The sequence below is a fragment of the Shewanella sp. OMA3-2 genome, assembly GCF_021513195.1.
Lineage (GTDB): Bacteria > Pseudomonadota > Gammaproteobacteria > Enterobacterales > Shewanellaceae > Shewanella.
This window is the reverse complement of record NZ_CP090974.1, coordinates 2444216-2468674: the sequence shown is the minus strand read 5'-3', so window position 1 is coordinate 2468674 and position 24459 is coordinate 2444216. Positions and strand designations below refer to the sequence as shown.

At 39.0% G+C, this 24459-nt stretch carries 22 protein-coding genes and 1 pseudogene; 7 read left to right on the top strand and 16 right to left on the bottom strand.

Annotated features, from left to right (window positions below; all coding sequences use genetic code 11):
* Positions 1-16: 16 nt before the first annotated feature.
* Complete coding sequence (locus L0B17_RS10990) at positions 17-1912, bottom strand: restriction endonuclease subunit S (protein WP_235084796.1); 1896 nt, start codon at positions 1910-1912, stop codon at positions 17-19.
* Positions 1912-3417: an N-6 DNA methylase gene (locus L0B17_RS10985; RefSeq protein ID WP_235084794.1), complete on the bottom strand. Its 1506-nt coding sequence runs from the start codon at positions 3415-3417 to the stop codon at positions 1912-1914. Before L0B17_RS10985 ends, L0B17_RS10990 begins: the two co-directional genes overlap by 1 nt.
* 252 nt (positions 3418-3669) lie before the next feature.
* On the opposite strand from L0B17_RS10985, the gene L0B17_RS10980 reads away from it, so the two are divergent.
* Positions 3670-4077 carry a hypothetical protein gene (locus L0B17_RS10980; RefSeq protein ID WP_235084793.1) on the top strand — a complete coding sequence of 136 codons (408 nt, stop codon included), beginning with the start codon at positions 3670-3672 and terminating at the stop codon, positions 4075-4077.
* 64 nt (positions 4078-4141) lie between these two features.
* Here the strand turns inward: L0B17_RS10980 and L0B17_RS18115 are convergent, their stop codons facing one another.
* Positions 4142-4267 carry a hypothetical protein gene (locus tag L0B17_RS18115; protein WP_259397000.1) on the bottom strand — a complete coding sequence of 42 codons (126 nt, stop codon included), beginning with the start codon at positions 4265-4267 and terminating at the stop codon, positions 4142-4144.
* Between the two features lie 10 nt (positions 4268-4277).
* Positions 4278-4427, bottom strand: a complete 150-nt coding sequence (locus tag L0B17_RS10975) for a hypothetical protein (RefSeq protein ID WP_235084791.1) — start codon at positions 4425-4427, stop codon at positions 4278-4280.
* Positions 4428-4506: 79 nt separating this feature from the next.
* Between L0B17_RS10975 and L0B17_RS10970 the strand changes: the two genes are divergently transcribed.
* Complete coding sequence (locus L0B17_RS10970) at positions 4507-4839, top strand: hypothetical protein (RefSeq protein ID WP_235084788.1); 333 nt, start codon at positions 4507-4509, stop codon at positions 4837-4839.
* A 67-nt stretch (positions 4840-4906) separates the two neighbouring features.
* Here the strand turns inward: L0B17_RS10970 and hsdR are convergent, their stop codons facing one another.
* Entirely contained in the window at positions 4907-7369 is a 2463-nt protein-coding gene (gene hsdR, locus L0B17_RS10965) for an EcoAI/FtnUII family type I restriction enzme subunit R (protein ID WP_235084785.1), read from the bottom strand.
* Between the two features lie 516 nt (positions 7370-7885).
* Here hsdR and L0B17_RS10960 point away from each other — a divergent pair.
* Positions 7886-8329 carry a SirB2 family protein gene (locus L0B17_RS10960; protein ID WP_235084784.1) on the top strand — a complete coding sequence of 148 codons (444 nt, stop codon included), beginning with the start codon at positions 7886-7888 and terminating at the stop codon, positions 8327-8329.
* Positions 8330-8431: 102 nt separating this feature from the next.
* Here L0B17_RS10960 and L0B17_RS10955 read toward each other — a convergent pair whose 3' ends face one another.
* A complete protein-coding gene (locus tag L0B17_RS10955) occupies positions 8432-9856 on the bottom strand; it encodes a LysM peptidoglycan-binding domain-containing protein (protein ID WP_235084783.1) in 1425 nt (474 codons plus the stop codon).
* 237 nt (positions 9857-10093) lie between these two features.
* Entirely contained in the window at positions 10094-10750 is a 657-nt protein-coding gene (locus L0B17_RS10950) for a glutathione S-transferase (protein WP_235084781.1), read from the bottom strand.
* 292 nt (positions 10751-11042) lie between these two features.
* On the opposite strand from L0B17_RS10950, the gene L0B17_RS10945 reads away from it, so the two are divergent.
* Positions 11043-12017: a GGDEF domain-containing protein gene (locus L0B17_RS10945; RefSeq protein ID WP_235084779.1), complete on the top strand. Its 975-nt coding sequence runs from the start codon at positions 11043-11045 to the stop codon at positions 12015-12017.
* Between the two features lie 7 nt (positions 12018-12024).
* Here the strand turns inward: L0B17_RS10945 and L0B17_RS10940 are convergent, their stop codons facing one another.
* Positions 12025-13059: a GGDEF domain-containing protein gene (locus L0B17_RS10940; RefSeq protein WP_235084777.1), complete on the bottom strand. Its 1035-nt coding sequence runs from the start codon at positions 13057-13059 to the stop codon at positions 12025-12027.
* Between the two features lie 237 nt (positions 13060-13296).
* Between L0B17_RS10940 and eco the strand changes: the two genes are divergently transcribed.
* Positions 13297-13845: a serine protease inhibitor ecotin gene (gene eco, locus L0B17_RS10935; RefSeq protein ID WP_235084774.1), complete on the top strand. Its 549-nt coding sequence runs from the start codon at positions 13297-13299 to the stop codon at positions 13843-13845.
* Positions 13846-14025: 180 nt separating this feature from the next.
* On the opposite strand, the gene L0B17_RS10930 is transcribed toward eco, so the two are convergent.
* The 6 genes and pseudogenes from L0B17_RS10930 to L0B17_RS10905 all read right to left on the bottom strand — a co-directional run bounded on the left by L0B17_RS10930 (position 14026) and on the right by L0B17_RS10905 (position 19220).
* Complete coding sequence (locus tag L0B17_RS10930) at positions 14026-14301, bottom strand: hypothetical protein (RefSeq protein WP_235084771.1); 276 nt, start codon at positions 14299-14301, stop codon at positions 14026-14028.
* Positions 14298-16256 (bottom strand): RecQ family ATP-dependent DNA helicase, encoded by a 1959-nt coding sequence (locus tag L0B17_RS10925; RefSeq protein WP_235084768.1) that lies wholly within the window; start codon positions 16254-16256, stop codon positions 14298-14300. Before L0B17_RS10925 ends, L0B17_RS10930 begins: the two co-directional genes overlap by 4 nt.
* Before the next feature lie 24 nt (positions 16257-16280).
* Positions 16281-16649 carry a hypothetical protein gene (locus L0B17_RS10920; protein WP_235084766.1) on the bottom strand — a complete coding sequence of 123 codons (369 nt, stop codon included), beginning with the start codon at positions 16647-16649 and terminating at the stop codon, positions 16281-16283.
* Between the two features lie 83 nt (positions 16650-16732).
* A pseudogene (locus L0B17_RS10915) lies at positions 16733-17493 on the bottom strand (tRNA-uridine aminocarboxypropyltransferase).
* A 70-nt stretch (positions 17494-17563) separates the two neighbouring features.
* Positions 17564-18877, bottom strand: coding sequence for a CDP-diacylglycerol--serine O-phosphatidyltransferase (pssA, locus tag L0B17_RS10910; protein WP_235084765.1), 1314 nt, complete (start codon positions 18875-18877; stop codon positions 17564-17566).
* Positions 18878-18887: 10 nt separating this feature from the next.
* Positions 18888-19220 (bottom strand): DUF1904 family protein, encoded by a 333-nt coding sequence (locus L0B17_RS10905; protein ID WP_235084763.1) that lies wholly within the window; start codon positions 19218-19220, stop codon positions 18888-18890.
* Between the two features lie 231 nt (positions 19221-19451).
* Between L0B17_RS10905 and dacB the strand changes: the two genes are divergently transcribed.
* On the top strand, positions 19452-20981 hold the full coding sequence (dacB, locus tag L0B17_RS10900) for a D-alanyl-D-alanine carboxypeptidase/D-alanyl-D-alanine endopeptidase (protein ID WP_235084761.1): 1530 nt from the start codon (positions 19452-19454) through the stop codon (positions 20979-20981).
* 97 nt (positions 20982-21078) lie between these two features.
* Here the strand turns inward: dacB and L0B17_RS10895 are convergent, their stop codons facing one another.
* The gene (locus tag L0B17_RS10895) at positions 21079-22833 is read right to left on the bottom strand and encodes an acyl-CoA dehydrogenase family protein (protein WP_235084760.1); all 1755 of its coding nucleotides are present in this window, start codon (positions 22831-22833) and stop codon (positions 21079-21081) included.
* Positions 22834-23022: 189 nt separating this feature from the next.
* Here L0B17_RS10895 and L0B17_RS10890 point away from each other — a divergent pair, with 189 nt between their 5' ends.
* Positions 23023-23862 carry a hypothetical protein gene (locus tag L0B17_RS10890; protein ID WP_235084758.1) on the top strand — a complete coding sequence of 280 codons (840 nt, stop codon included), beginning with the start codon at positions 23023-23025 and terminating at the stop codon, positions 23860-23862.
* A gap of 44 nt (positions 23863-23906) precedes the next feature.
* Here the strand turns inward: L0B17_RS10890 and L0B17_RS10885 are convergent, their stop codons facing one another.
* A complete protein-coding gene (locus L0B17_RS10885) occupies positions 23907-24458 on the bottom strand; it encodes a DUF2058 domain-containing protein (RefSeq protein ID WP_235084756.1) in 552 nt (183 codons plus the stop codon).
* Between the last annotated feature and the right edge of the window lies 1 nt (position 24459).

The following is a 24459-nucleotide window of genomic DNA, read 5'->3' as shown; positions in this document are numbered from 1 at the left end:
ATTATCTAGTTAGTTGTTAAATAGCCTGTTCGACGATGGCGTCGGTGAGGTGAAGTTTGTTGGTTTGGGCGTCGCTTAAACGGGCTTTGAGTTGGTCACAAAGTACCATTAGTTCATCGGCTTTGGCGACGATGCGATGTTGCTCTTCGTGTGGAGGAAGAGCAAACCAAGTTGCTTTGATTATGTCAGTATTTAAGTTAGGCTGACCCTGACCTCGAGAGGCTATGTCTAAAAACCATTTGCTTAGTGTGGATAAATATAAATATAGATACTCATCAAAAATAAATTGTGATCTTTCTACAAACGCAGCAACACCATCATTAAAAGTGGCAGGGAATGTGCAAATTGCAGGAATACCAAGTGTTGCGCCACTATTTGAAAGAAGAACAGTTCTTGTTTCAATGAGTCTTGTTTTATGAAGGCCTGCTTCAGTAATCGTGGAATTAAACCCTTCTACAAATTTCGAGCTTTTTCGAGTGATATCCCCTACTTTTAAAAATGGAATATCACCGCCATAAAACCGTGGGTCACCCGCGGGTCTCGGTGAACCGCCTCGAACTAAGTCTGCAGTATCAGCTAATCGAATCCATTCCCAGCTATTTGGTAGAGGCTTCTTCATTTCACCAAGTCCTTCAAAATCAACTAGTGGTTTCTGCTTTTTGATTTTTTTATCTGCAATCAGCTGAGATTTTTCGGCTGCGATGCGTTCGAGTAGTTTGGCGGCTGGTTCGTCGTTCACATTTTGTGGTACGAGTTTGCCCATGACGGCGAGTTGGAGGATGGTTTGTTTTAGGGTGTCGATGCTGGCTGCTGTGGTGAATAGCGTGTCGAAATGTTCGGCTATGCGTAGCCAGGCCTTTTCAAAGCTGTTTGCCAAAGATGGCTCAGGGCTGTTTGCATCACTATTGTCGAAAGCTGGTTCTAGGCTGTCAGCTAAAGTGTTGCTCGCATTTGTCGGCGCTTGTGGGGTTGTATTAGGCAGTAGTAGTGCATTGAGCAAGGTTTCGACTAAGGTTTGGTGCGCCGAAATACTGGCTTCGGTTTGCGCTTCAAGGGCATCACACAAGAGCATTAACTCATCGACTTTGGCTACGATTCGGTGTTGTTCTTCTTTGGGAGGAATAGGAAACAATAAGCTTTTTAATGCTGTTGCGTTAACATTAGGTTGACCTGTTCCTGCCGCATTATCATAGAGCTGCCGCCAATAAAGTTGACTACCTAAATAGACTTTTATATAGGAAGCATACATAGATTCAATTCTACGGACTCTGATTAAATAAGAAGCAAAAATAGCTTCTACATTAATATTTTCTACAAGATACGATTTTCCAATTGTCCCACCAGTACGAGCTAATAAAATATCATCGTTTTCAAGTAAGTAGTTTTTAGCTTTTTCGAGGGAGATATCACAAGCAGGAACTGTAGACCAATTTACTTTATCATTTTGAATATCGGTAATCCTAAGAAGCCGAAGTCCTTCACTGTTGTGCATCGCAGAAGCAGTATACCCATAGTGTATATCACTTGATAAGGAACCTAACTTGCTCCATTCCCACCTTTCCGGCAATTCAAACGGCTTTTCATCTTCATCAATCTCAGGCAACGGCTTTTGTTTTTTAAGCTTACCTTCTTTAACTAACTGCGCTTTTTCAGCTGCAATTCGCTCAAGCAATACTGACGCAGCTTCGTCGTTTGGATCCTGCGGCACTAACTTGCCACGCACGGCCAATTCTAAAATCAGTTCACGCAGTTTTTTGATGCCGTATAACGAAAACTTGTTCGATGTGCCACGGCCTGCTGACGACTTTTGCTCAATGGCTGAGGTCCAAATATCAATGTGGCCTGTTATTAATTGCTCAGAGCTAAGGCTTTCTGCGTTTACGTTTGTTTTCAACTCAAGAGATTTAGCCATTACTTGTCACCTTCACGCTTTGCTGAAGGTGTTGGAGCAAGTGCAGCGGCGAGAATGCCTTTTAGCTGATCGCGTATCGCTTGAATATCTGCTTGTTGCTTGGCGTAATCAGTTAACAATTCGAGTGGATCGTGGCTAATAACCTCGCCGACATGGGGGTTTTTAATGTCGAGGTTGTAGTTGCGGGCAATAATGTCATCGATTGACACTTTCCAGGCTTGCTCGTTTTCTACTCGTGATGCAAAACCATCAGCTTCGTTGCCCCACCAGGCAAGTTCTGTCTCAAACTCTTCAAACTTCATTGGCTTAGTTTTGTTGTAGTTTTTAACCCCTACTGGGTATGGATGCTCGTAAAACCACACCTCTTTGGTCGGCGTGCCTTTAGTGAAAAACAGTATGTTGGTTTTAATGCCAGTGTAGGGGTTAAACACCCCATTAGGTAAACGCACTATGGTGTGGAGGTTACATTCGTCCATTAACATCTTTTTGATTTTGGTTTTAACGCCTTCACCAAATAAGGTGCCGTCTGGCAATACCACTGCTGCGCGCCCGCCCTCTTTACCGGCTGAAGGCTCTGCCAGCACCTCAATAATGAGCTGCAAGAACAAGTCGGCAGTTTCACGGGTTTGAAACTCGCTGGGGAAGTTCTTTTCAATACCGTCTTCTTCGGTGCCGCCAAAGGGCGGATTGGTGATGATGACATCAATTTCTTCATCCCAACTTGAAAGCGGCTTGTTCAGCGTATTGCCGTGTTTGATTTGTACCAGGACTTCAATACCGTGCAGCATCATGTTGGTGGTACACAATAAATGCGGTAGCTGCTTTTTTTCAACGCCATGTATTTGCAGTTGTAGGGTTTGGTGGTCGTCACTGGTTTTAACGGAATTGGCTTTAACATGGTCAAATGCGCACGCTAAAAAGCCGCCGGTTCCGCAGGCTGGGTCCATGATAGATTCACCAAGTTGTGGATTAGTGACCGCCACAATAAATTTAGTAATCGCTCTCGGAGTGTAAAATTCGCCTGCATTACCCGCACTTTGTAAGTCTTTTAAGATTTGCTCGTACAAGTCACCAAACAAATGTCGCTCGTTTGAGTCGGTAAAATCAATCTCATTAAGCTTGTTGATCACCTGGCGCAGTAGCGTGCCGTTTTTCATGTAGTTAAACGCATCTGAAAATGCCGCTTTTACCACAAAGCCACGTGGATTTTTATCGATTGGTGCGGTTAAGTTTTTAAGCTGAGGAAATAGCTCATCATTTACAAACTCAAGCAGCTCATCGCCGGTAATACCTTCGTTATCAGCTGCCCAGTTGCGCCATAAAAACTCTGTAGGAATTGGCTCGCGGTAATCGTCTAGTTCAAGCTCCAACTCTTCTTCTTGTGCATCAAACACTTTAAGAAAGAGTAACCAAGACATTTGCCCTAATCGCTGAGCATCACCGTCAACGCCGGCATCTTTACGCATAATATCTTGGATGGATTTGATTGCTGAACTGATAGACATAAACTGATTCTCAAAACAAAAATATTGCGTTGATAGTAGCAAAATCATTATGTTAATACACTGATATAAATCCATAATTATCTAGAATGCCAAACAAAATACTGTTTGCTGAACCTGTTAAGTTTAATATTAGAATTTAAATGGTTAATATTTATCTAACTATGTTGAAATTGGTTATGCAAAATGTGCATATTTATGGTTAAATATTTTTTATTACAACTAATTAGCAAGGATGAATATTAGTGGTGCCCCATGATTATTGAATGTCCCCATTGCAGCGAAGATAATAAAATTGAATATGCTGAAAATATACGCTGTAAAAAATGCGAGAAAGATTACAAAGGTTATGAGTTTTCCAAACGAAAAATGATAACAGGAACTGCCCTCGCGCTTTTAACCTATATTGGTGTTCATACCTATCGCGACGAGTTGAAAGGCTACGGTGATCGTTACCCGATTGCTGTTGAATATGCATTGTTAGACAGTTGTATTAATGGAAGTAATAATTCTATTTCTGAAAACCTTTATCGAAGTAAGCGTGATGTTTGCTTATGTGCTCTTAAAGGAGCGCAAGAAGATTATCCCTACTCTGATTATAAAAATGATGTGAAAGGATTTGTTCCTATTTTTCGTCAGTATGCTACTAACAACTGTCGATAATTTCATACGTAAAAAAGCGGTCACTTTCAGGGACCGCTTTCGCCGAATTTAACGTTAAATTATTTTATTTACTCTTTGGAACGTTACCTCGCCCATTACCAGAAGGTTTACCCGTCGTGCTTGGGTAATTGGGATTGTTACTTGGACGTGGTGTTGCTGGTGCTTTTGAAGTAGGTGTTGATTTACTCAAGGTAGTCTCCTTATTTGCCTGACTTTTGGTTAGTTTCTGAGGCGCGCTGCACTCGGGGTGCAAAAGTACCTTTTTCGACTTTGCCACCATTTTTAATTGCTTCAGAAGACTGAATACGAGCAGCGGCTTCTGGTGTCATTGGAGTTTTACTTTTAGTCATGTTTAATTCCTTTTTTCTGATTAATTTAATTAGTGTCTTCGCTAAGACAGGCACAGAATGACATAAGGGGTGGGGACTTATGGGGACAGAAATAAAACAGAAACAAATAAAAGAGTTACTGCAAAAGCTAAATCTTAGTATTAACAAATTTGCAGGCTTAGTTTATGAAGCTCTTTATGATGACAATGATGATGAAGCAGAGAAAAAGCTTGCAGAGAACATTAAGAAACAGTTACAGCGAAAAACAACCAAAGAGGAAGTGTTAGATTCATACCTTGATATATTGGTTGAACTACCCAGTTATCAAGCCCTCAACCTTGATAAAGTTCGCAGCCAATATGTTGGTCATAGCTGCTTAAATGATGACATTACAATGAGTCTCAGGTCGCTATCAGCTGAACTAGACAACTAGCTAAACAACTATTCTAACGACCAATTTTACTAGCTAGTCGGTGGACAGCATACTTTTGTTATTTCTACTAGGCTGATTGCTGATGTATTTGATAAATTTGCGCTTCTAGATCACTAATGGCCTGCTCGTATTCTTGCTTGCCGCCAAAGCCTTTTTTAACGATTTCACTCAAATTACCGTAGTCGGTAAATGGCGCGACTTTAAGCACTTGCATGTTTTCGATTTCTTGCACGCCGACATCGGCATATTTTACCAGTAAATTTTGCAGTACTGCTTGTGCAGTAGCGGAATATTTAGTGAAGTAATTGCGCTTTTGCACGTTATTTACCCGTTCGGCACGAGTGAGTGGAGGCTGGTCGTAAACCACATGGCAAATCATGTCGAATGGGTCCATGTCTTTACCAACTTCATCTTCTAGTGCCGACCAAATAATACCCTCTAGTGCGAGCTCATCGATAATGGCTTGTTTACGATCGGAGTCGTTCCAGCGTTTAACAAACTCGTCGAGTGAGCTGAATTGTTTGGCCATGGTTTTACGGGTGTAATCTTTAAATGATTCGGTGACTAACTTGCCGTCACTGTCGTAATACTGCACTCGCTCAGCCACTTTACTGACGGTGACGCCAGATACGCGATACTTATTTATTTTACGGGTTTCGCCATCATCCCATTCACCGTCGCTAAAGCTGCCATCACCTTGAGGCTCATTGATGGTGTCAGTTTGATTACTATCATCTTCATCTGGATGTTGGCCTTGAATATCTGCCCCATCAGCACCAGCAAATTCATCATCATCCGCATCAATATCGATATTCTCATCTTCGATATCTTCGGGTGTAACTTTGATTATTTTTTCTGGTGTACCGTCAAAGCGTTCATCGGCAAACAGTTCGGTGGCTTTTTTAAAATCTAAAATGGTGAACCACAGTTTGCCGTATCTGTCATCGATGCGGGTTCCACGGCCAATAATCTGTTTAAACTTGGTCATCGACTGAATGTTTTGATCCAGCACCACTAACTTACAGGTTTTAGCGTCTACGCCGGTGGACATCAACTCTGACGTAGTGGCGATTACCGGATAGGCTTTTTTAGGATTGATGAAATTATCAAGCTGGGCTTTACCTAGTTCATCATCACCGGTGATTTTCATCACGTACTTTTCGTTTTTAGCCATCTGCTCAGGGTTGAGATTAGCCAGTGCACGGCGCATACGGTCTGCATGATCGATGTCGTTACAAAACACTATGGTTTTGGCCATAGGATCGGTACGTTTTAGGTAGTTAGTGATTGTCTCGGCCACAAGCTGAGTGCGCTCATCAATCACCATGGTACGGTCGAAATCTTTTTGGTTGTAGATCCTGTCTTCAATCACTTCGCCGTTATTATCTATTTGGCCTTTTGTGGGTCGCCAGCCTTGTAAATCAACATCGATATCGACACGCACCACTTTATAGGGTGCTAAAAAGCCATCTTCAATGCCTTCTTTAAGGGAATAGGTATAAACCGGCTCACCAAAATAATCTGTGTTAGAGACTTCATCGGTTTCTTTGGGCGTTGCAGTAAGTCCAACCTGGGCGGCGCTTTTAAAGTACTCAAGAATTTCGCGCCAGGCACTGTCTTCAGAAGCACTACCACGATGACACTCGTCGATAATGATTAAGTCGAAAAAGTCTGGGTCGACTTGTTTAAAGGCTTTTTGGTGCTCTTCTGGACCGGTTAATGCTTGATAAAGCGCTAAATGAATTTCAAATGCAGGATCAACCGTGCGCCCAGTAATTTTGGTCATTGCAGAGCCAAAAGGTTGAAAATCACCAGTCTTAGTTTGATCAACCAGGATATTACGGTCGGCTAAAAACAAGATGCGCTTCTTGGCGCGGGACTTCCATAAGCGGTAAATAATTTGAAATGCGGTGTAGGTTTTACCCGTACCGGTCGCCATCACAAGTAATACCCTGTCTTTGCCAGATGAAATGGCTTCGATGGTTTTATTGATAGCTTGAAGTTGATAATAGCGCGGATGCTTACCCGTGCCATCATCATGATATTCTTGATTGATAATCGGTAACTGAGCCTCGGTGTAACCTTTCCAAATACAGTATTTAGTCCAAAGCTCTTTTGGCGTTGGAAAATCTTCTAAACGGATTTCTGTTTCGAGTTGGTGTGCTTCGCTAGTTCCGAGCTTGGTTTTATCATGAAAGATAAAACCATCACCGTTAGAGGCAAAGATAAAAGGTACATCGAGCAAACGAGCATAATCAAGCGCCTGTTGCATTCCCTTACCGACTTCGTGTTTATTGGCTTTAGCCTCAATTACCGCAAGTGGCATACTGGGTTTGTGATACAGCACAATATCAGCAGATTTAACCGTTTTACGCACGCCTAATTGGCCACGAACAATCACTTTACCGTCACGTAATTTCACCTCCTGGCGAATTTGTGACATATCATTCCAGCCCGCACTTTTAATGGCTGGCATGATGAATTTGCTAATGATATCGGTTTCGGAAAGCTTGGCTTTATTGATGCTCATTTGAGATTTAGGTCCTTCTAGCACAACAACAAACTGCAATTGGGATTAGTTTGCCACAAAGGACTTCAATCACCAATGATTACATGCAGATACAATAAAGATTGGCTCTATTGGTCATATAGTCAATAGGGCCTCTAGTTTCCAATAGTTTATAAATGTAGTGGTAATAGAATTATGTCATCAACTTTTGTTTCGTTAATTAACTGAGTGGAGTGTTTTATCAATATTTTATCTGCTTCATCTACCACTAAATGAAAGCCATTTAAACGCTAGCTTTTTAAGGCATTTAATAAAAATTGGCTGACATAAGCATCATAAATAGACATTGTTACTTAATCGACATTGAAAAGATGTGGCCAAAATGTACCTAGCAGTGCTTTATTAATATTGAAAAAAGGACTTATTGTTAAGATTGATTTTTGTTGTCATATCTTTTGAACGTTAAGTTAACTTTGCTTTTAATGATACATTGATAACATAAGTTTTAATCAACATTACTTTTTAGGGAATAACACCATGTACATGATAGTTAAACACACTCATCTGACAATAATTGCTTTGACGTTTATATTGTTTCTCATCAGTTTTGTGTTAACCATGAGAGGTTCTGACAAGGTCAACAATAAGTTACTAAAAGTGGGCCCACATGTCTTATACACACTGTTTATCTGTAGCTTTATCTATCTTGTTGTGGTTAACCCACTGAGCTTATACCCATTCGTAAACGGCTGGGCATCATCTAAACTTGCAGGCTTTGTATTTTATGTATTGTCTATTACGCTTGCTCTTAAGTGGGCAAAATCAACCTTATGGCGTATAGCGGGTTTAGTGAGTGCGATATTTTGGTTGCTGATGACTGCTCGATTAGGTTTTGCAGATCATCTTAAGACTAAAGGTGTTGTTGACAATACCAGTGGTTATTTGGATTTAAGTCAGTCGATGCTTGCTGCAATCGCTTAGCTGGATATTATATTAAATAGCTGCACAACGAGTGATGCAGCTATTTAATATCTGTATTGCAACAATTCTGTATAAGCTTTTATGCTGCTTGTTATCTATTTATTACTGGGTTTGTTGTTTGCTATATGGCTGATGGTAGAACGTCAGCGTTTTACCAACACTTAATCTGTCTTTATCGGTCATATTATTCCAGCGAGTGATTTGCTCGACGCTTACTTTATACACCCTAGCGATACTCCAAAGTGTGTCGCCGTACTGCACTGTATGATTAGTGTTAACCGCTGGTTTATCTGTCGGCATGGTGACTGGCAATCTTACCGTGTTCGTCACTGTTGGTTTTTGCGATAATGCTTGAGCTGACTTAGCAGCCGCCAACTCAACATCTAATATCACTTGTGATGCTGTATGTGGCATATAAAGTATTTTACCCGCCGTAATTTTATCACCACTGATGTCATTCATTTGTTGAATTTTAGACACACTGGTTTGATGACGTTTAGCAATAGAACTGATATTGTCACCTGGTTTTATTTGATACTTAAACCATTTAACTCTTTCGCTGATGTCGGTGTCTTCAAGTGCTTTTTTAAATTGCTTTACTTTATTTATTGGCACAATCAGTTGATGTGGCCCATCAGGTGAGGTTGCCCAGCGATTAAACCCAGGGTTTAACTCTTGTAATCGGGTAATTGGAATATTAGCCAGATCGGCTGCAACAGCGATATCAATTTGACTTCCAATATTAATAACTTCAACTAACGGTTTGTTAGGAATTGACTCAAGATTGATGCCATAGCGTTTGGAATGTTTTATAACATCAGCTATAGCCAGTAATTGCGGCACATATTGACGAGTTTCTTTAGGTAAAGGTAACGACCAAAAGTCAGTGCTTAAGCCTCTGGCTTCATTGTATCTAATTGCCTCACGCAACCGCCCTTCACCGGCATTGTATGCGGCTAATGCATATAACCAGTTATCCGTTTTTCTATACAAGTATTCCAACATATCTAATGCTGCCGTTGTCGCTGCGGGCACATCTCTTCTGCCGTCATACCACCAATTCATTTCTAAGCCAAAATGGCTGGCCATGGGAGAAGTAAACTGCCACAAGCCTGATGCATCAGCACTGGAATAAGCAAAGGGATTGAAAGAGCTTTCTACCATAGGTAATAACGCTAGCTCAATGGGTAAGTCTCTATCATTAAACTCTTCAACAATTAAATATAAAAATGGTTTAGCGCGTTGTGAAATACGTTCAAGATGCTGTGGGTTGTTGATATACCATTGTCGATATTGATTAACTAACTGTTCGTCTGGAATAGGTATATCCATTGAAAAACGGATACGCTCCCACACATCACCACTGTCTTGATATTGGCGACGGGCTAAAGACTTGGGCACCTTTGTTAATGTGGTTTTATTAGCATGGCGAGTGATTTTTTCTGTTTCGACATCTTTAACCGTAACGGTTTGGCAACCACTTAACAGGGTAAGACCTGCAGTAATAACAAAAATTGATGCTCTCAATTAAAGATGTTCCTTGGCAATGGCGTTCGATGTTTTAGTTATCAGATCGCAAGTTTTTTAAACAAAAAGTCTGGCATTGTAATTTAGTTTTATTTTTCTATCCATATGTTTAACATTCTCTTGTGCATAAACGATATTAAGTTCAAATGAATACTGAATAAATCAGTCTTACAAAGACGTTGCTAATAGAAAACAAGATTGAGTTAATTAAGTATGACTTCCCTATCGTCACTAAACCTAAACGCTGCGGCCAAAAACAACATCTTCTTTTAAGTCTAACCACATTGAATGTTGGCTCATTACCTTGCTAAACATTTTGCTTTGTAAATAACAATTAAGCCACTGCCGCAACTTGGGATATGGAGATTGCAAGTACCATTGCCGCTCTACCCTAGCAAACTGACGTACAAACGGCATTAACGCTAAATCTGCCAGGCTGGGTTTATCTGACATTAAATATTGATGCTGACTGAGTCGCATTTCAAGTTCTGCTAGATAAGGTTCGCACTTTTGCCTGTCATTAATAAGTGAAGTCTCATGGTAACGTTTAGCACAGCGGTATTTCTCTAAATATCCCTTAAATTCATTATCATACCTTTCAATCAGAAATAACATTTCAGCTAAGGCATTGGGTGCTGAGTTATGGCGATAGTCACCAGGGTCGGTTTGTGAGAATGCCCACTGCATAATCGATACGCTTTCATCAATCACCGCATTATCAAGTGTGACTAACACAGGAACTGTCCCTTTAGGCGATACAGCAAGCATTTCCGCGGGTTTGTTACTCAATACTAAATCGCGTAAATACACCTTCTGACCAGAGGCATAAATCGCTAATCTAGCCCGAATGGCGTAAGGACAATTTCTTAAAGAATAAAGAACAGGTAATGACATGAAATTATTTCATCAGTAACATATTTATATAAAACTCATTGTAGCACATTGGTTAAACTACCCCTGAAAGCAACCAACGCTGCCCAGCCTCATGCCTCATTATTGTATTTCTAGATTCAGTAAATGCCGTTAAATTAGATTTCTTGCGTATATCACTTGTGGTGTTATTATTTAATTGGGATTATTTTTAATCAAAAAAGGATAATATTTTATAAATAACACCAACAATACACTTAAAAGCTTTGGCGAGTTACAGCAAACTCGTGTTATTGCTTTATTTTCCCTGATCGGCATGTCAATTACTTTTGTCATGGCGATTTTTGCCATCATTAGTAATAACTTAACACTGTCTTTAACCTTACTGTTTTCTAGTGGCGTTTACGCTTCTGCTTATTATCTGGTTATTTGGAAAAAGCATGTTAAGTTAAGTTCATACATTATTATTTATTCCCTTTACTTATTGATGTTTTATTTAGTTTACTCTGGTGGTGTTGCTTTAACAGGGCCATTGTGGATTTTTATTGTTCCTTCTGTGTCTCTGTATATCCATGGTCTCAGGCTTGGCTTAATTAACATTTTCATTTTTGTGGTGATAAGCTTTCTCATCATGTTTTGGCCACAAAGTTTTGACTCCAACGCTGTTTATCCCATTGAGTTTAAACTGAGATTATTGTATTCATTTCTAACAATTACTTTTTTATCAGCCTTATATGAGTTTTCTAGAAATGAATTGTATAACAATGCATTAGAGCTTAACGCTAAATTACATCACCTTGCCCATTTCGATGAACTGACAGATTTACATAATCGCAGAAATGCTCAAGAGGTACTAAAACAACACATAAAAAATGCGGACGATTCGTCGCCTTTTTCGGTATTATTATGCGATATTGACTACTTTAAGCTGGTCAATGATAAATATGGTCACAATGTGGGGGATAAGGTATTAGTTGAAATCGCAGCGGTCTTTAATAGTAACCTAAGAGATTTGGATTATGTCGCACGTTGGGGAGGAGAGGAGTTTTTATTTATATTAGATAATACGAATAAAATAACAGCTTTTGATGTTGCGGAAAGAATTCGATGTGCCGTAGCGCAACATCTTTTTAGTCTAGAGGAAGAAGACATTCGCATAACAATAAGTATTGGAATAGAAGAATACCATTCTCAACTCACTTTAGATCAGTTAATTAATCACGCTGACAGATATCTTTATGAGGCTAAAAAGTTAGGCCGTAACCGCTCTATTCCTGTCCCCCTAAATTAACACAGCATCAATCTTGTATATAATATTTGACGCAGTTTTTACCATCCGATTTTGCGAGGTCAAGTTGTCTATCGGCCCGTGCAAGTAATGTTTCAACATCATCTCCCGTTTTAAAGGTCGAAATACCTATAGATACTGTCACATGACCTAGATTTTGCTTAGTTTCTTTACCAATCGTTAACTGCTTAGCTGATATTCGCGCTCTTAATTTTTCTGCCACTATGACAGCATCACTTATTTTGGTGTCGGGCAACATAATAATAAATTCTTCACCACCATAACGAGCAACAAAATCATCACCTTTAACGGCATTTTTCAAGGCTAAGGCGACATAAGCCAATACTTTATCACCGATAAGATGACCATAAGTATCATTGAAGACTTTAAAGTTATCGATATCGATCAATAATAAACAGCAGCCTGTTTGCGTTTCTTGAAAAGAGGCTAGTTGTTCTAATGCAAAAGCTTCATACGCGCGACGATTATTTAATGAGGTTAATTCATCTGTCATAGCCACTTTACTTAAATTATCCATTTCACCTTTTAAGTTAAGCAGTTCCTCAGCTAGAGTGACAAGATCTGACTTCATTCTATTATTATCAGCGACAACCTGCTCTACTTCTGCGGCAATATTGAGCACTAAATCGGTCAACATTTCTGGCGAAGGGTTTTGTTGCAACTGATCACCAAACTGAGTTAAATTCTCACCAAATGAGGTGGTGCCTTCGGTCATATGATCAATTTTATTAAATAAACTTTTGATTAGTATATGGGTTTCAATCTGCACATTTTCAATAATTTCAGGACTGCGCTCTTCAATGAAACGATTATAAAGGCCAGAAGTAACACTGGGGGTGAAAACGACTTTGTTTGCAATTAAACCATCGATGGCTCTTTTTAAATTAAGGTTCGATTCGGCAAAGTATTCATACCAAATTGCATAGTTTTCAGGCGTCACTGGAATATTAAGCGCTGTCATTTTAGGTACGGCAAGTCTAAGAATATCTGCGGTTTGCTCTATATTTTGGTTATGCTGTATCATCTACGACTACCCTAATGACATTATGATAAGTGTTAATAATTACCTTTATGTTATGTCACACTTGTTGCAGAAAAACAATTATTTACATCCAAATCGGTGTTAATTTGTTACTGGTCACATCTGTCATTTTTAGTATTATGTTAAAGATTAAATTTAATTATATTTTTAACCCTTTTTTTATCTCGCTCCGTTTACACTGATATGCTAGTTAATTAATTGGACGTCAAAGAGGTTATTATGAATCATGTATCACGCTTATCGGTTGCACTTTTGTCTGTTGGTCTATCCATTTCAGCTAATGCGATGGCGACAAGTCCCGTTGCGCAACAACAGCTCAATACCCTACCAGTAAAAACTGATGTGTTTAATGCAAGTGATTATGTATCTTCAGATCAAATTAAGATGTTTCCTATGCCTGATGAAAATATGAAACAGCATATTATAACGCTGCCGTCGCTATCAAATGAAGATGAGTATATGCTCGAGATCCAGATTGGCCAGAATAAATTAGTCGATTGTAATCGACATAAACTCATGGGTGAGATTGTGCAAAAAACGGTGGAAGGCTGGGGGTACGAGTATTTTCAAGTAGATAAAATAATGACTGGGCCAAGCACTATGATGATGTGTACTGAACCTAAAACGACTCAGTTTGTTATGTTAGGGGAAAGTATAAAAGAAAATTATGATAGCCGTTTACCAAAAATATATTATTTACCACACGATACACAGTTGAGATACCGTGTTTGGCGCGCAGAAACCCCTTTTAACTTTAGTGGTCAATAATCTTGCAGTATATTGTATTTAAATAATAAAATTTTAACCTAACGTTAAAATTAAGCTCGGTTGTTACAATGTATGACAATACTAGTATTGTATTAATTGTTGTGCACATATTAACAGGCATTAGCTTACATTGAATAATAGCCGAGCATTAAAATCCATTACGTTCCTGCTTTTAAATTGCTAATATCGTCTTACTCGAACAACTTGCATTGTTTCAACTTTAAAGCCCGCAATAGTCTGCTCTCGTGGATAATAAGTTAAATTTACTTTTTGACCAGCCAAGCTTTTAAATTTTTTATTACGGCGATATTTAAAAGGAACATCATAACCTTCAATCATTAAGGTTTGTAACACCCATTCACCCTGCTCTCGCTGAGTATGCGACTCAACCTTCACACCTTCACTGTGGATTAAGTTGGAATGTTTTTTGAGTAGTTCATCACTGTCAGTAGTCATTTATCCTCCAAAGTGTTTACAACATTTACGATATCTTGATAGCGCCATTCACTTAATGCACCATAGCCAGCAAGATTTTTTACTTTTAATCTGGCCAGAATTGGCACACTCATACCCGCAAGAAACTTAATTAACGTAGAATGAGTGATAGTAATATTTTTAATTTTAACTTGCTGTTTTAATTCTGTTATAAATTGAGCAAGTTGGTGTTGTTCAATCTTTTGACTTGTTAGTGTGACGGGTAACTTTGCCACTCTACCATCACACACACTGCAATGATGGCATTCAATTGGCGCGTTCATATCATCAAAGTAGCAGGCTAAGTTTCGTGACAAACACTTACCTAACTCAAAGAAACGGACTAACTGGGCAATACGCAATATTTCTTTAGTCTCTTTATCTTTAAAATATGAATGCATTTGTGGAGCAATAGAATGCGCGACAATAGCTGTCATATTAACATAAAAGACCTGTGTCATTTTCTTTGTTTCTAAAATAATTAATTCTTGTTCGGCTAAGTACTCAAGCGCGGCAACAACTCTTGTTCTGGGCTCATTTGTGGCTTGATATAATGTATCAAAATCAAGTTGTCCCCAGATTTTTTTGAACTGCGTATGGTCAAGTATCTTTTGTATAAAAGCGGCTCTTGATGGGTCAAAACGAGCGAGTAAAGCCTGTTTGTCAATTAAAAGTTGGTATTTAAAATCTGCAAAATAAGCAAATGTAGGTTGGATAATGCCTTGCAGCTCAAGTTGAACCAATAGCGTTTTTAAAAGGAGTGTTTTAATATTACAAGCCTTGGATAATGCCAGCTCTTGCATCTCCCATTTACCCGTGTCATCGGTTTCTGTTTTGATAATAGTGAGTAGTTTTTCAATATCTTGCAAATCTGGCGTATCAGCATAAACAAAATTTTCAATGGTATTTAAACCATCTAAATTGGCTAACGTGATACAGGTCGATGCTTGCCCATCTCGACCCGCACGGCCTATTTCTTGACTATAGTTTTCGATTGATTTGGGTAAATCATAGTGAATAACAAAACGGATATCAGATTTATCTATGCCCATACCAAATGCAATAGTGGCAACAATAACTTGAATTTGGTTGCCCATAAACTGTTGTTGGATTGACTGCCTAGTCTGTGTATCCATACCTGCATGATAGGCCCGCGCATTGATACCATTACTGACTAGCGTATTCGCCACTTGCTCCGCGGTTTGTTGCAATGTCACGTATACAATACCACTGCCTGATAAGGCTTGTATTTGAGAGGTTAATTGTCGATCTTTAACCGTCTTAGCAACGGGAACAACCTGTAAATTAAGGTTATGGCGATAAAATCCAGTTTGAATGACATGCTGGGCCTCAATACGAAAGCGGTCACACATGTCCAGTTTAACTTTCTTAGTTGCTGTCGCGGTTAACAACAATACTTGTGGAATAGAAAACGTTTGGCATATTTGCGGTATTTTAAGATAGTCAGGTCTGAAATTGTGACCCCATTCTGAAATACAATGGGCTTCATCTACCACAAGTTGAGAAATAGTTACTTGTGCAAGGAACTGCCTGAATCTTTCATTTTTAAACCGTTCAACCGACACCATTAGAATTTTACATTCACCCTGCTTTACCGAGTGCATGACAGATTGAATATCTTGTTGATTAAGGCTTGAATCAATACTTGCTGCATTAATGCCTTTTGATTTTAGAAAAATTAATTGGTCTTGTATTAGCGCAAGTAGAGGGGAGATAACTAAAGTAAGATGAGGTAGATTAATTGCACTGAGTTGATAACAAAGCGACTTACCCGATCCGGTTGGAAATATCGCTAACGTAGACTGCCCTTGTATAACCTGCTGTATAGCCTCTAACTGACCATCTCTAAAAGTATCAAAACCGAATTGTTGTTTTAATTGATGATACAAATATGGTTCACTATGAGGGTCGGTCATCGATATGTTCCTAGCGTTGTGATGCTATTTTTCTGCGGGAAGTTTCCTGGCAATATACTTATTAATCAGCTGAGTTAACTTATCTTCAAAAAACTCTTCAAGTTGGGCTAAATCAGCGTCACAGGCCAAGACATATTTAGCGGCTTTCTCTTTTGTCAGTGTTTTTCCCGCTAGGCTGTACTGTAATTCATCTAAACTTTTATCAAATCTGGGGGTGAGTTGCCATTGACAGATATCGGCATTGAGTGACTGTAATGCTCGCGCTGCAATAGAGCAAAATATTTCAATATGATCCACACCGTCTGGTCCTAAGCAACCTGGCTCTAAACGATACAGTATCACCATTTTACTATTGACTATGCTTTGACTATGTTCAGTAACACCATCACTCATTGAGACATATCCTTAATATACCTGTATTGACCCAGTTGTATAATCTTACTGGTTATCAATATAGATCGCGAATAAAATGAGCATTATTTAGCTGCATGTAAAGCATTTATATACTGCTGTTGATAATCATTAATTGGCGTTAATGTGTCTTTTGCGCGTCGATTTCTACCAAGTAATGATGATTCAACAAATAAATCGAACCATTTCTGCAGCACAGTACCATTTAAAGGCTCCTGGCAGCTTCAAGTGCTAATGCTGCCACTTCTGCGGTGCCTAACTGGAAGTCATGACTGCCTTTGCGAAGTGCATAAGTTGCCAGTATTTCAGGAGAGAAAGACAATACTGGCATAGTGTGAAGGTAAGTGCTTTTACGGTACATTTTTATCGCTTCACGCCAACTGCCATCAAGCATGACCAACAAAGGGCGCTTGTCGGCTAATTGCTGTGTGTTAACGTGATTAATAACCGGCTGATGACTTTCAATGTACTGTTGGGGAAAAATCAAATAAGGCTGATAAATTGGGTTATCTAATAGTGCCAACATTGCTTGATGCGGATTGGTTCTGTCCCATAAAAAAGCGTGAGTGTCCGGAATAAGATCGGCAATTAATCGGCCAGAATTAGTCGGTTTTAACACTTCATCATTATACATTATCAACAAAAAACTCACTGTTGATGTCAGTAACTGACGTAAAGCACAGGTACAAAATTGTTCACCTAACAGGCACAAGTCACAACGAATTAATTTCTTACCTCTGGCACCAAATGGTTTAGTTGATAGTGCTTTTCTATGTTGGTATAGCTTATGTACAGCATGTTGTGGTTCATTTGACTTGTCAGTCATAACCTTCACTTCTTGCAATGAAAAAATCACCACGTTAATAAGTGATGATTTTGAGGTAAGTATCGGACTATTATAAAATACGTTTCAACAAAAAGTCTGCTTTTAGTCGCCGTATTCGATTCATTATTTTTTGAACCGGCTGCGGATAAGTGCGTAATGCATCTAATTGACTGTAGTGAAATAAGCGTTCCGTATATTGTAGAATATGACTTTGCTCATCTATAAATTGTTGTTTCCAGCTGCCGGATTCATCATGTAGTAATAGGCCATTCTCAAGATCCAACGCCCATGCTCTTGGATTGAGATTAGAACCGGTTATCAAATGTTTTTTATCATCACAACTAATACCTTTTAAATGATATGAGTTATGTTCATGCTTCCACAAGTGGATACTCAGTAGCCCTGACTCAATGGCCCACTGTTGGCGTTTGGCAAACTTACGTAATGACTGTTCATACATATAAGGTAAGGCGCCAATGGTTGAGAAGTCTTTTTCTGGTGGAATATAAAAATCATTAGCGGTTTTATCACCAACAACAATATCCACTTTAACGCCCTCTTTAAGCTTTTTGTTTATCACTTTAGATAACGCAGCGGGGGGGTTAAAATAAGGTGTGCAAATGAAAAGGCGTTTTGATGCACTGTCAACCAAATCAATAATCACTTGATTTAAAACATTATCCTTTTTCCCAAGCCCTACAAGTGGTGTAACTCTATTGCCTATACGAGTAGATGTATATTCGTAGTGAGCTTGCGATAGACGGCTTTTAAAATTGCGAATGTCATTCTTGTCACTAGCAACTTCGGTTTCTGCTGGCTGTGTTAATGCTGTTACCGCTGGATCACTAATAATGTATTCTTCGATCATGGCGCGCATGCTTTGCGCAAGTTCAGCACTTTTAATCAGGTGATATCTATCAAAACGATATTTATCGCCATGCTGCATGTAAATATTATTGATACTTGCGCCACTGTAAATAACAGTGTCATCAATAATAAAACCTTTTAGGTGCAACACCCCCATAAATTCACGGGACTTTACCGGAACCCCTAAAATATCAATTGGGTATTGTGCTGCAGCGACGGCTTTTTTATATAAGATATAGTTACCGCTATCCCCTTTTTGGCCAATGAGTCCTCTTCTAGCCCGATGATAATCAACTAGTACTTTGACATCGAGTCCAGGGTTATTGGCTTTGGCGGTTAATAAGGCCTGTAACACTTCCCTACCCGCCTCGTCATCTTCAAGATACAAAGCAGCAATATAAATTGATGTTTTAGCTGAAGCGATTTGAGTCATTAACGTTTGTTTGAAATTTTTGGGTGTTAATAACCAATTTAACGCATCAGCCGATAATGAAATTCCACCTAGCTTGTCCAGCAAGGCATCCTCCTTAAAATTGTGTACCATTACGATAATAACTTTCACGCGCTAAAACATGAAAGATGACAGCAATATCTTTAATCGATGATTGTGCCGTTAATATAGTATCGCGAACGGCGTACTCGACAGCATCTTGAATAAGTTTATCACGGGGGAACCAAGATATTTCAATCAACACGATTCCTGAAAATGGACTCGCACCACTAAATTGCTTTGATTCAAACCACTCTAACGTATAACTACTCTTAGCATTGCCACAGAGTGTAGAAAGTTGCTCAAATAATGGTTGACTGATCTGCTCCGCAACGTGTTGGTTAACACCACGTATTGTAATATGGGGCATATCGTTAATTCTCACTATGAACAAATTGGCATAGAAAGTACCGATTTAACAACTATTGAGCAAGAAATTTCTGTCAAAACCCCTTCTACCTGCATATTTAGTGTTTTAAATGTTCATTTTTATGGCGTAAAGTGAGCTGAAGCTTATAAATTTTTTATTTTATACAAACCATTTAAAAACACTTACAATTGCCGTAATTTAACCAATATTGATTATCTTAGTTGCTCACATATGCGTTTACATAGATTGCTGAACCTTTTCATTACTGCTTTGCTGTTAACTGGCTTAGATTGCTTTGCACAAGCAGCGTTAACTCATACTCACATAGAACAGGCGATTCCTGAAGATCAGCTGCATATTGCTGCAATAATGAATTTAATCAAGCCTGAGTCGTCAATTATAGCCTTAAGTGTATGGGATTTAGCGGATAATAGAAGCGTATTCCAACAACACTCAAATGCATTGATGAATCCTGCCAGTATACAAAAATTATTAACGGCTTTAGTGAGTGCAAAACAACTTGGGCAATCATTTCAATATAGAACTCAACTGTTAAGCGAGCAAAGACTAAATATCACTAATGGTAAATTGAAAAATGATCTTTATATTACTTTTTCTGGCGATCCAACCTTAAAGCAACGCCATTTGATTGCCTTGATTGAACAATTAAAACAAGCAGGTATTCACACTGTTGATGGCAACATACATCTTATTGGCCATCATCAAGCACAACTTCAAGCACCGGGTTGGGTGTGGGATGACTTAGGCATTTGCTATGCGGCACCAGTCTCAAGTTTTATTATTGATAAAAATTGTGTTTTCGCTAGGCTAAGCGCAAATGGCTATAACAAAAAAGCAAGCTTAAAAGTTATGGGTAAAAAACCGATATATATTGAAAACGAAGCCGTTTTCACTCCATATCAAAAAAATGCCCTTCCTTGCGACTTACAGTTAATAAGAAAAGACAGCAACCATTACACCCTTAAAGGTTGTTATGCTGGTGCTAAATCTTTGCCATTAGCTATTGCGATTAACGAGCCTCAGGGTTATGCCGTTAATGTTATCAAGGCTATTTTTAAGCAACAAAAAATAGCTTTGACAGGCCAAGTTATGGTTAATGCAACACTGCCTATATCAAATAACAATTTGCAGCCTATCGCCACACATTTGTCAGAGCCATTACCTACACTTATTGACGAGATGTTGCTTAAATCAGATAACCTGATGGCAGAAGCTTTATTACGAACTAGTGCCGAAGCGTTTAAGCAGGAGCCCTTAAACTTTAAGCAGACCACACAAGCTTTGGTCGTAATTTTACAGGAATTGGGTATTGAACTTGAAATAGCTAATATTGCTGACGGTTCAGGACTGTCTCGATATAATTTATTATCAGCAGAACATGTTATGGCCGTTTTAAAAGTCATTGCTACTCACCAGGACTACCAATACCTACTCCAAAGTCTGCCTATTGCGGGAATAAAAGGCACCTTGAAGTACAAGCGTTATTTCAATAAACCGCCGTTAAAATACAAAGTTATGGCGAAAACTGGCAGTATGTTAGGGGTATCAAACCTAGCGGGCCAGTTTGAGGCCTCTAATGGTAAGAAGTATTTATTTGTGTTGATAGAAAATGGTTTGAGTCCGAAAATAAAACGAAAACAAAAAGCCCCTTTTTCGGCTATTTTATTACAAAACTTAATGGATATGCCATTAGTGCATTATCCTAAAGTGGACTTGCCAAAAGAACCTTCTATACCGTAAAAAATAATGTGGAAACGGAGTAAATAACGGCTAACAAAAAAGCACCTTTAGGTGCTTTTTAAATTGGTGTTGTTATCAAGTTGCAAGCGATTGTTTGTTAAAACATCTCGGCCGGCATCTGCATAATTGAGGCATCACCCTGATTAACTTGCGATAGATGGTAATCCGCTTTAACCAATAACTTACTAATATAAAAGTCAGCTAAGTAGCGTTTTTGAATCGCGAAGTCTTTGTCTACATGGTTAGTTGACTTATCCGCCATAATTAACCAGAAATAACCGTATAATGTATGGCCAAATGCATCTAAATAATCAACAGCACAGGCGTTAATCAGTGCGGGCTGAGTCACTTTATTATCGTTAATATAAGTGGCTGTATCTAATAATGCGTTAAATCGCGCAGAAACAGCAGCAACATGTTTTTCAGATACATGGGTAAGTGCTTTTAACGTTTGAAGTGATTCTTCAATAAATAGCGTTAGCGTAGCTAAATTATCACCTGTTACTTTACGACCTAAGAAATCTATAGCTTGAATGCCGTTGGTGCCTTCATAAATTTGAGCAATACGCGTATCACGCACTAATTGTTCTATACCTGTTTCACGAATATAACCATGACCGCCAAAAACTTGTTGCGCCATGATGGTAGCATCTAGGCCTCTATCGGTTAAAAATGCTTTCGCTACTGGGGTTAATAAGCCGACATACTGGCTAGCCTTGGCTTTTACTTCACCTTCGCCATACTTAGCTAAATCAAGTTGCTTAGCAGTTAATACCGATAGTGCACGCCCAGCCTCTGTCATCGCACGAATGGTTAATAACATACGACGTACATCACCATGAACTATTAGCGGATCTGATACACCGGTTGGCTTAGTGCCAGCCGCGACACCTTGTAGACGCTCTTTGGCATATTCGCTGGCCATTTGATAAGCTGCTTGTGCGTTTCCTAACCCTTGTATACCAATGGCTAAGCGCTCATAGTTCATCATGGTAAACATACAGACTAAACCACGCTCTGGCTCACCGACTAAATAGCCAATGGCATTATCATAGTTCATCACGCAAGTTGCCGAGGCTTTCAAGCCCATCTTATGTTCAATTGAACCAACGGTTACACCATTAGCCTCGCCTAAACTTCCATCTTTGTTAACTTTTATTTTAGGCACTAAAAATAATGAAATACCTTTAGACTCAGGTAATTTTGCTAACACTAGGTGAATGACGTTATCGGTTAGATCCTGATCGCCACCTGTGATAAAAATTTTATTACCGGTAATCGCATAAGTGCCATCAGCTTGAGGGACGGCTTTAGTTCGTATACCACGTAAATCTGATCCCGCGTGCGGCTCAGTCATATCCATCGCACCAGCCCATTGGCCAGAGTATAAATTAGGTAAGTATGTTTGTTTTAATTCATCATTTGCATGGGCATTGATACACAATGCAGCACCAGCGGTGAGCGAGCTATAAAGTACAAAGGAGTTACAGGCGCTGTAGCCCATTTCATCGACTAAAATACCCAGCATTTTAGGCATACCCATGCCGCCGAACTCTGCGTCACCGCAAAGACCAACCCAGCCGCCTTCAGAAAACTGATTGTAAACTTCTTTAAATCCGTCTGGAGTGATAATTTGATCGCCATGTTGGACAACACCTTGCTCATCACCACTTCGATTAATAGGATGAAGTAAATCACGGCTAATTTTGCTGGCCTCATCAAGAATAGCAACTGCAGTTTCCATATCAACCATATCAGCTAATTCTGGTAATTGTTGCCACGTACTCGTTGCATCAAAAACGTCTTCTAACAAAAATTGCATGTCCTTTAGTGGCGCTTGGTATGGGTTCATATCAGTCTCTTAAACGAATAATTAAAACATGTGTTTAAATCTATATAATTTACCCGTTAAATACAAGTGCAAACTGGCTCATTTGCGATATTGATTTAAAATTGTGCTAGTCGATATATTTACTAATGCTTAATCGTTTTAGGTCATTTTTAAGTTAGAATATCGGCAGTAATTAGCAATGTAGATGTAATGATGCCGCTGCAAAAATTTTATGACTCTCTTGAACAAGTTACCATAATTGGCAATGCTGATGGCGATTGGCTACCATCAGCTAATGGTGTGTCAATCACCTTTAATGCCACTCAGCATAAAAACACCATTACGATTTGTAACGGTCCTTATGCAGGTGTTAACGCTGCATTTACAGTAGAAAGAAGTAATAACGACGCTATTTTTGTGCAAATATTAACGACAGTGGCTGATAGTTTGGTCAAAAGAATTAATTGTTGGCCATCATCTGGGCTCGTTACCGCAGTGATGTCGGCGATGGTCTCTAAAACTGTCTATTTAACCCGCATGTCATTATTGCCGTCATTAGCAAGAAGCATAAACATGGAGGAAGCTGAAACCTTACCGTGTATGGTTCACAATTGGCTAGGTGAGCGACGCATTGCATTAGGTATAGCGCTAACTCATCCTCACCTGCATTGGCCTGATCTTTATGTTAAACCTAAATTTGACACTACAATAGTAAACCCAGAAGGGTTTAATCCATTTTCAGCATTACTGGGTGAGCAAAATGATAGACGCACTCCAGCGTTAAAATGCCAAGTGGCGCAACCTGATGACTATATCGAACAGCTCAATATCCTACAACAAATAGCGAGCTTAGAAGTCCATTTTTGGCTTGAATCCGCTAACATCAATAATCTACTTGAATGTGAAAAGTTATTTTATAATCCAACACCAGAAAATGGTTTATCTAATTGGTTTTTAATGGATTTTAATGCCTCTCAATATCTAGATGATATACGCCATCATCTCGCATATTGCCAACAAATTTTGGCATTTAAAGCATTAAGGGTATAAAAAAGCCTCAATGACTCGAGGCTTGTTTATATTGAGGTAATTATTTACCACATTAAATCGTCAGGAATAGCATAATTAGCGTATGGATCATCTGCATCAGCCACTTGTGCGACAGTATCTTGTGCACTCGAATCCCACAAATATCCGCACCACTGCGGCACCAATAAATTAACTCTAACAGCTAATTTATGAGGCACTAAATAGCTTTTGTCTTCATAACGAATAATACCCAATGAACCATTTAATAATTGGCTTTGAATTTTGTCATTAATATAGACAGAAAAAATCTTTTTATCTAAGGTGTAATTAAATTTAGTCTCTGCATCTTTTGGAATAGAAATAGCGAATTTCATGAATTCAGAGATTAAACCTTTTACTTGCCCCTTTTCACTAGCTTCATTAAAACGTTGTTCATTCAACTGCTTATCTTTTTTAGCTTGCAGCTGTTTTTGCTCTGCAATTTGTTGCTTTAATACCGCACTGCCATCGTCTACATTGGCTTTCTTATCTCGACGTTTTTGCGTTTTGGCATTTTTAACACTTTGTTTGCTGGTTAAACCCGCTTTGAGTAATTGATCTTGTAATGCATTTGCCATT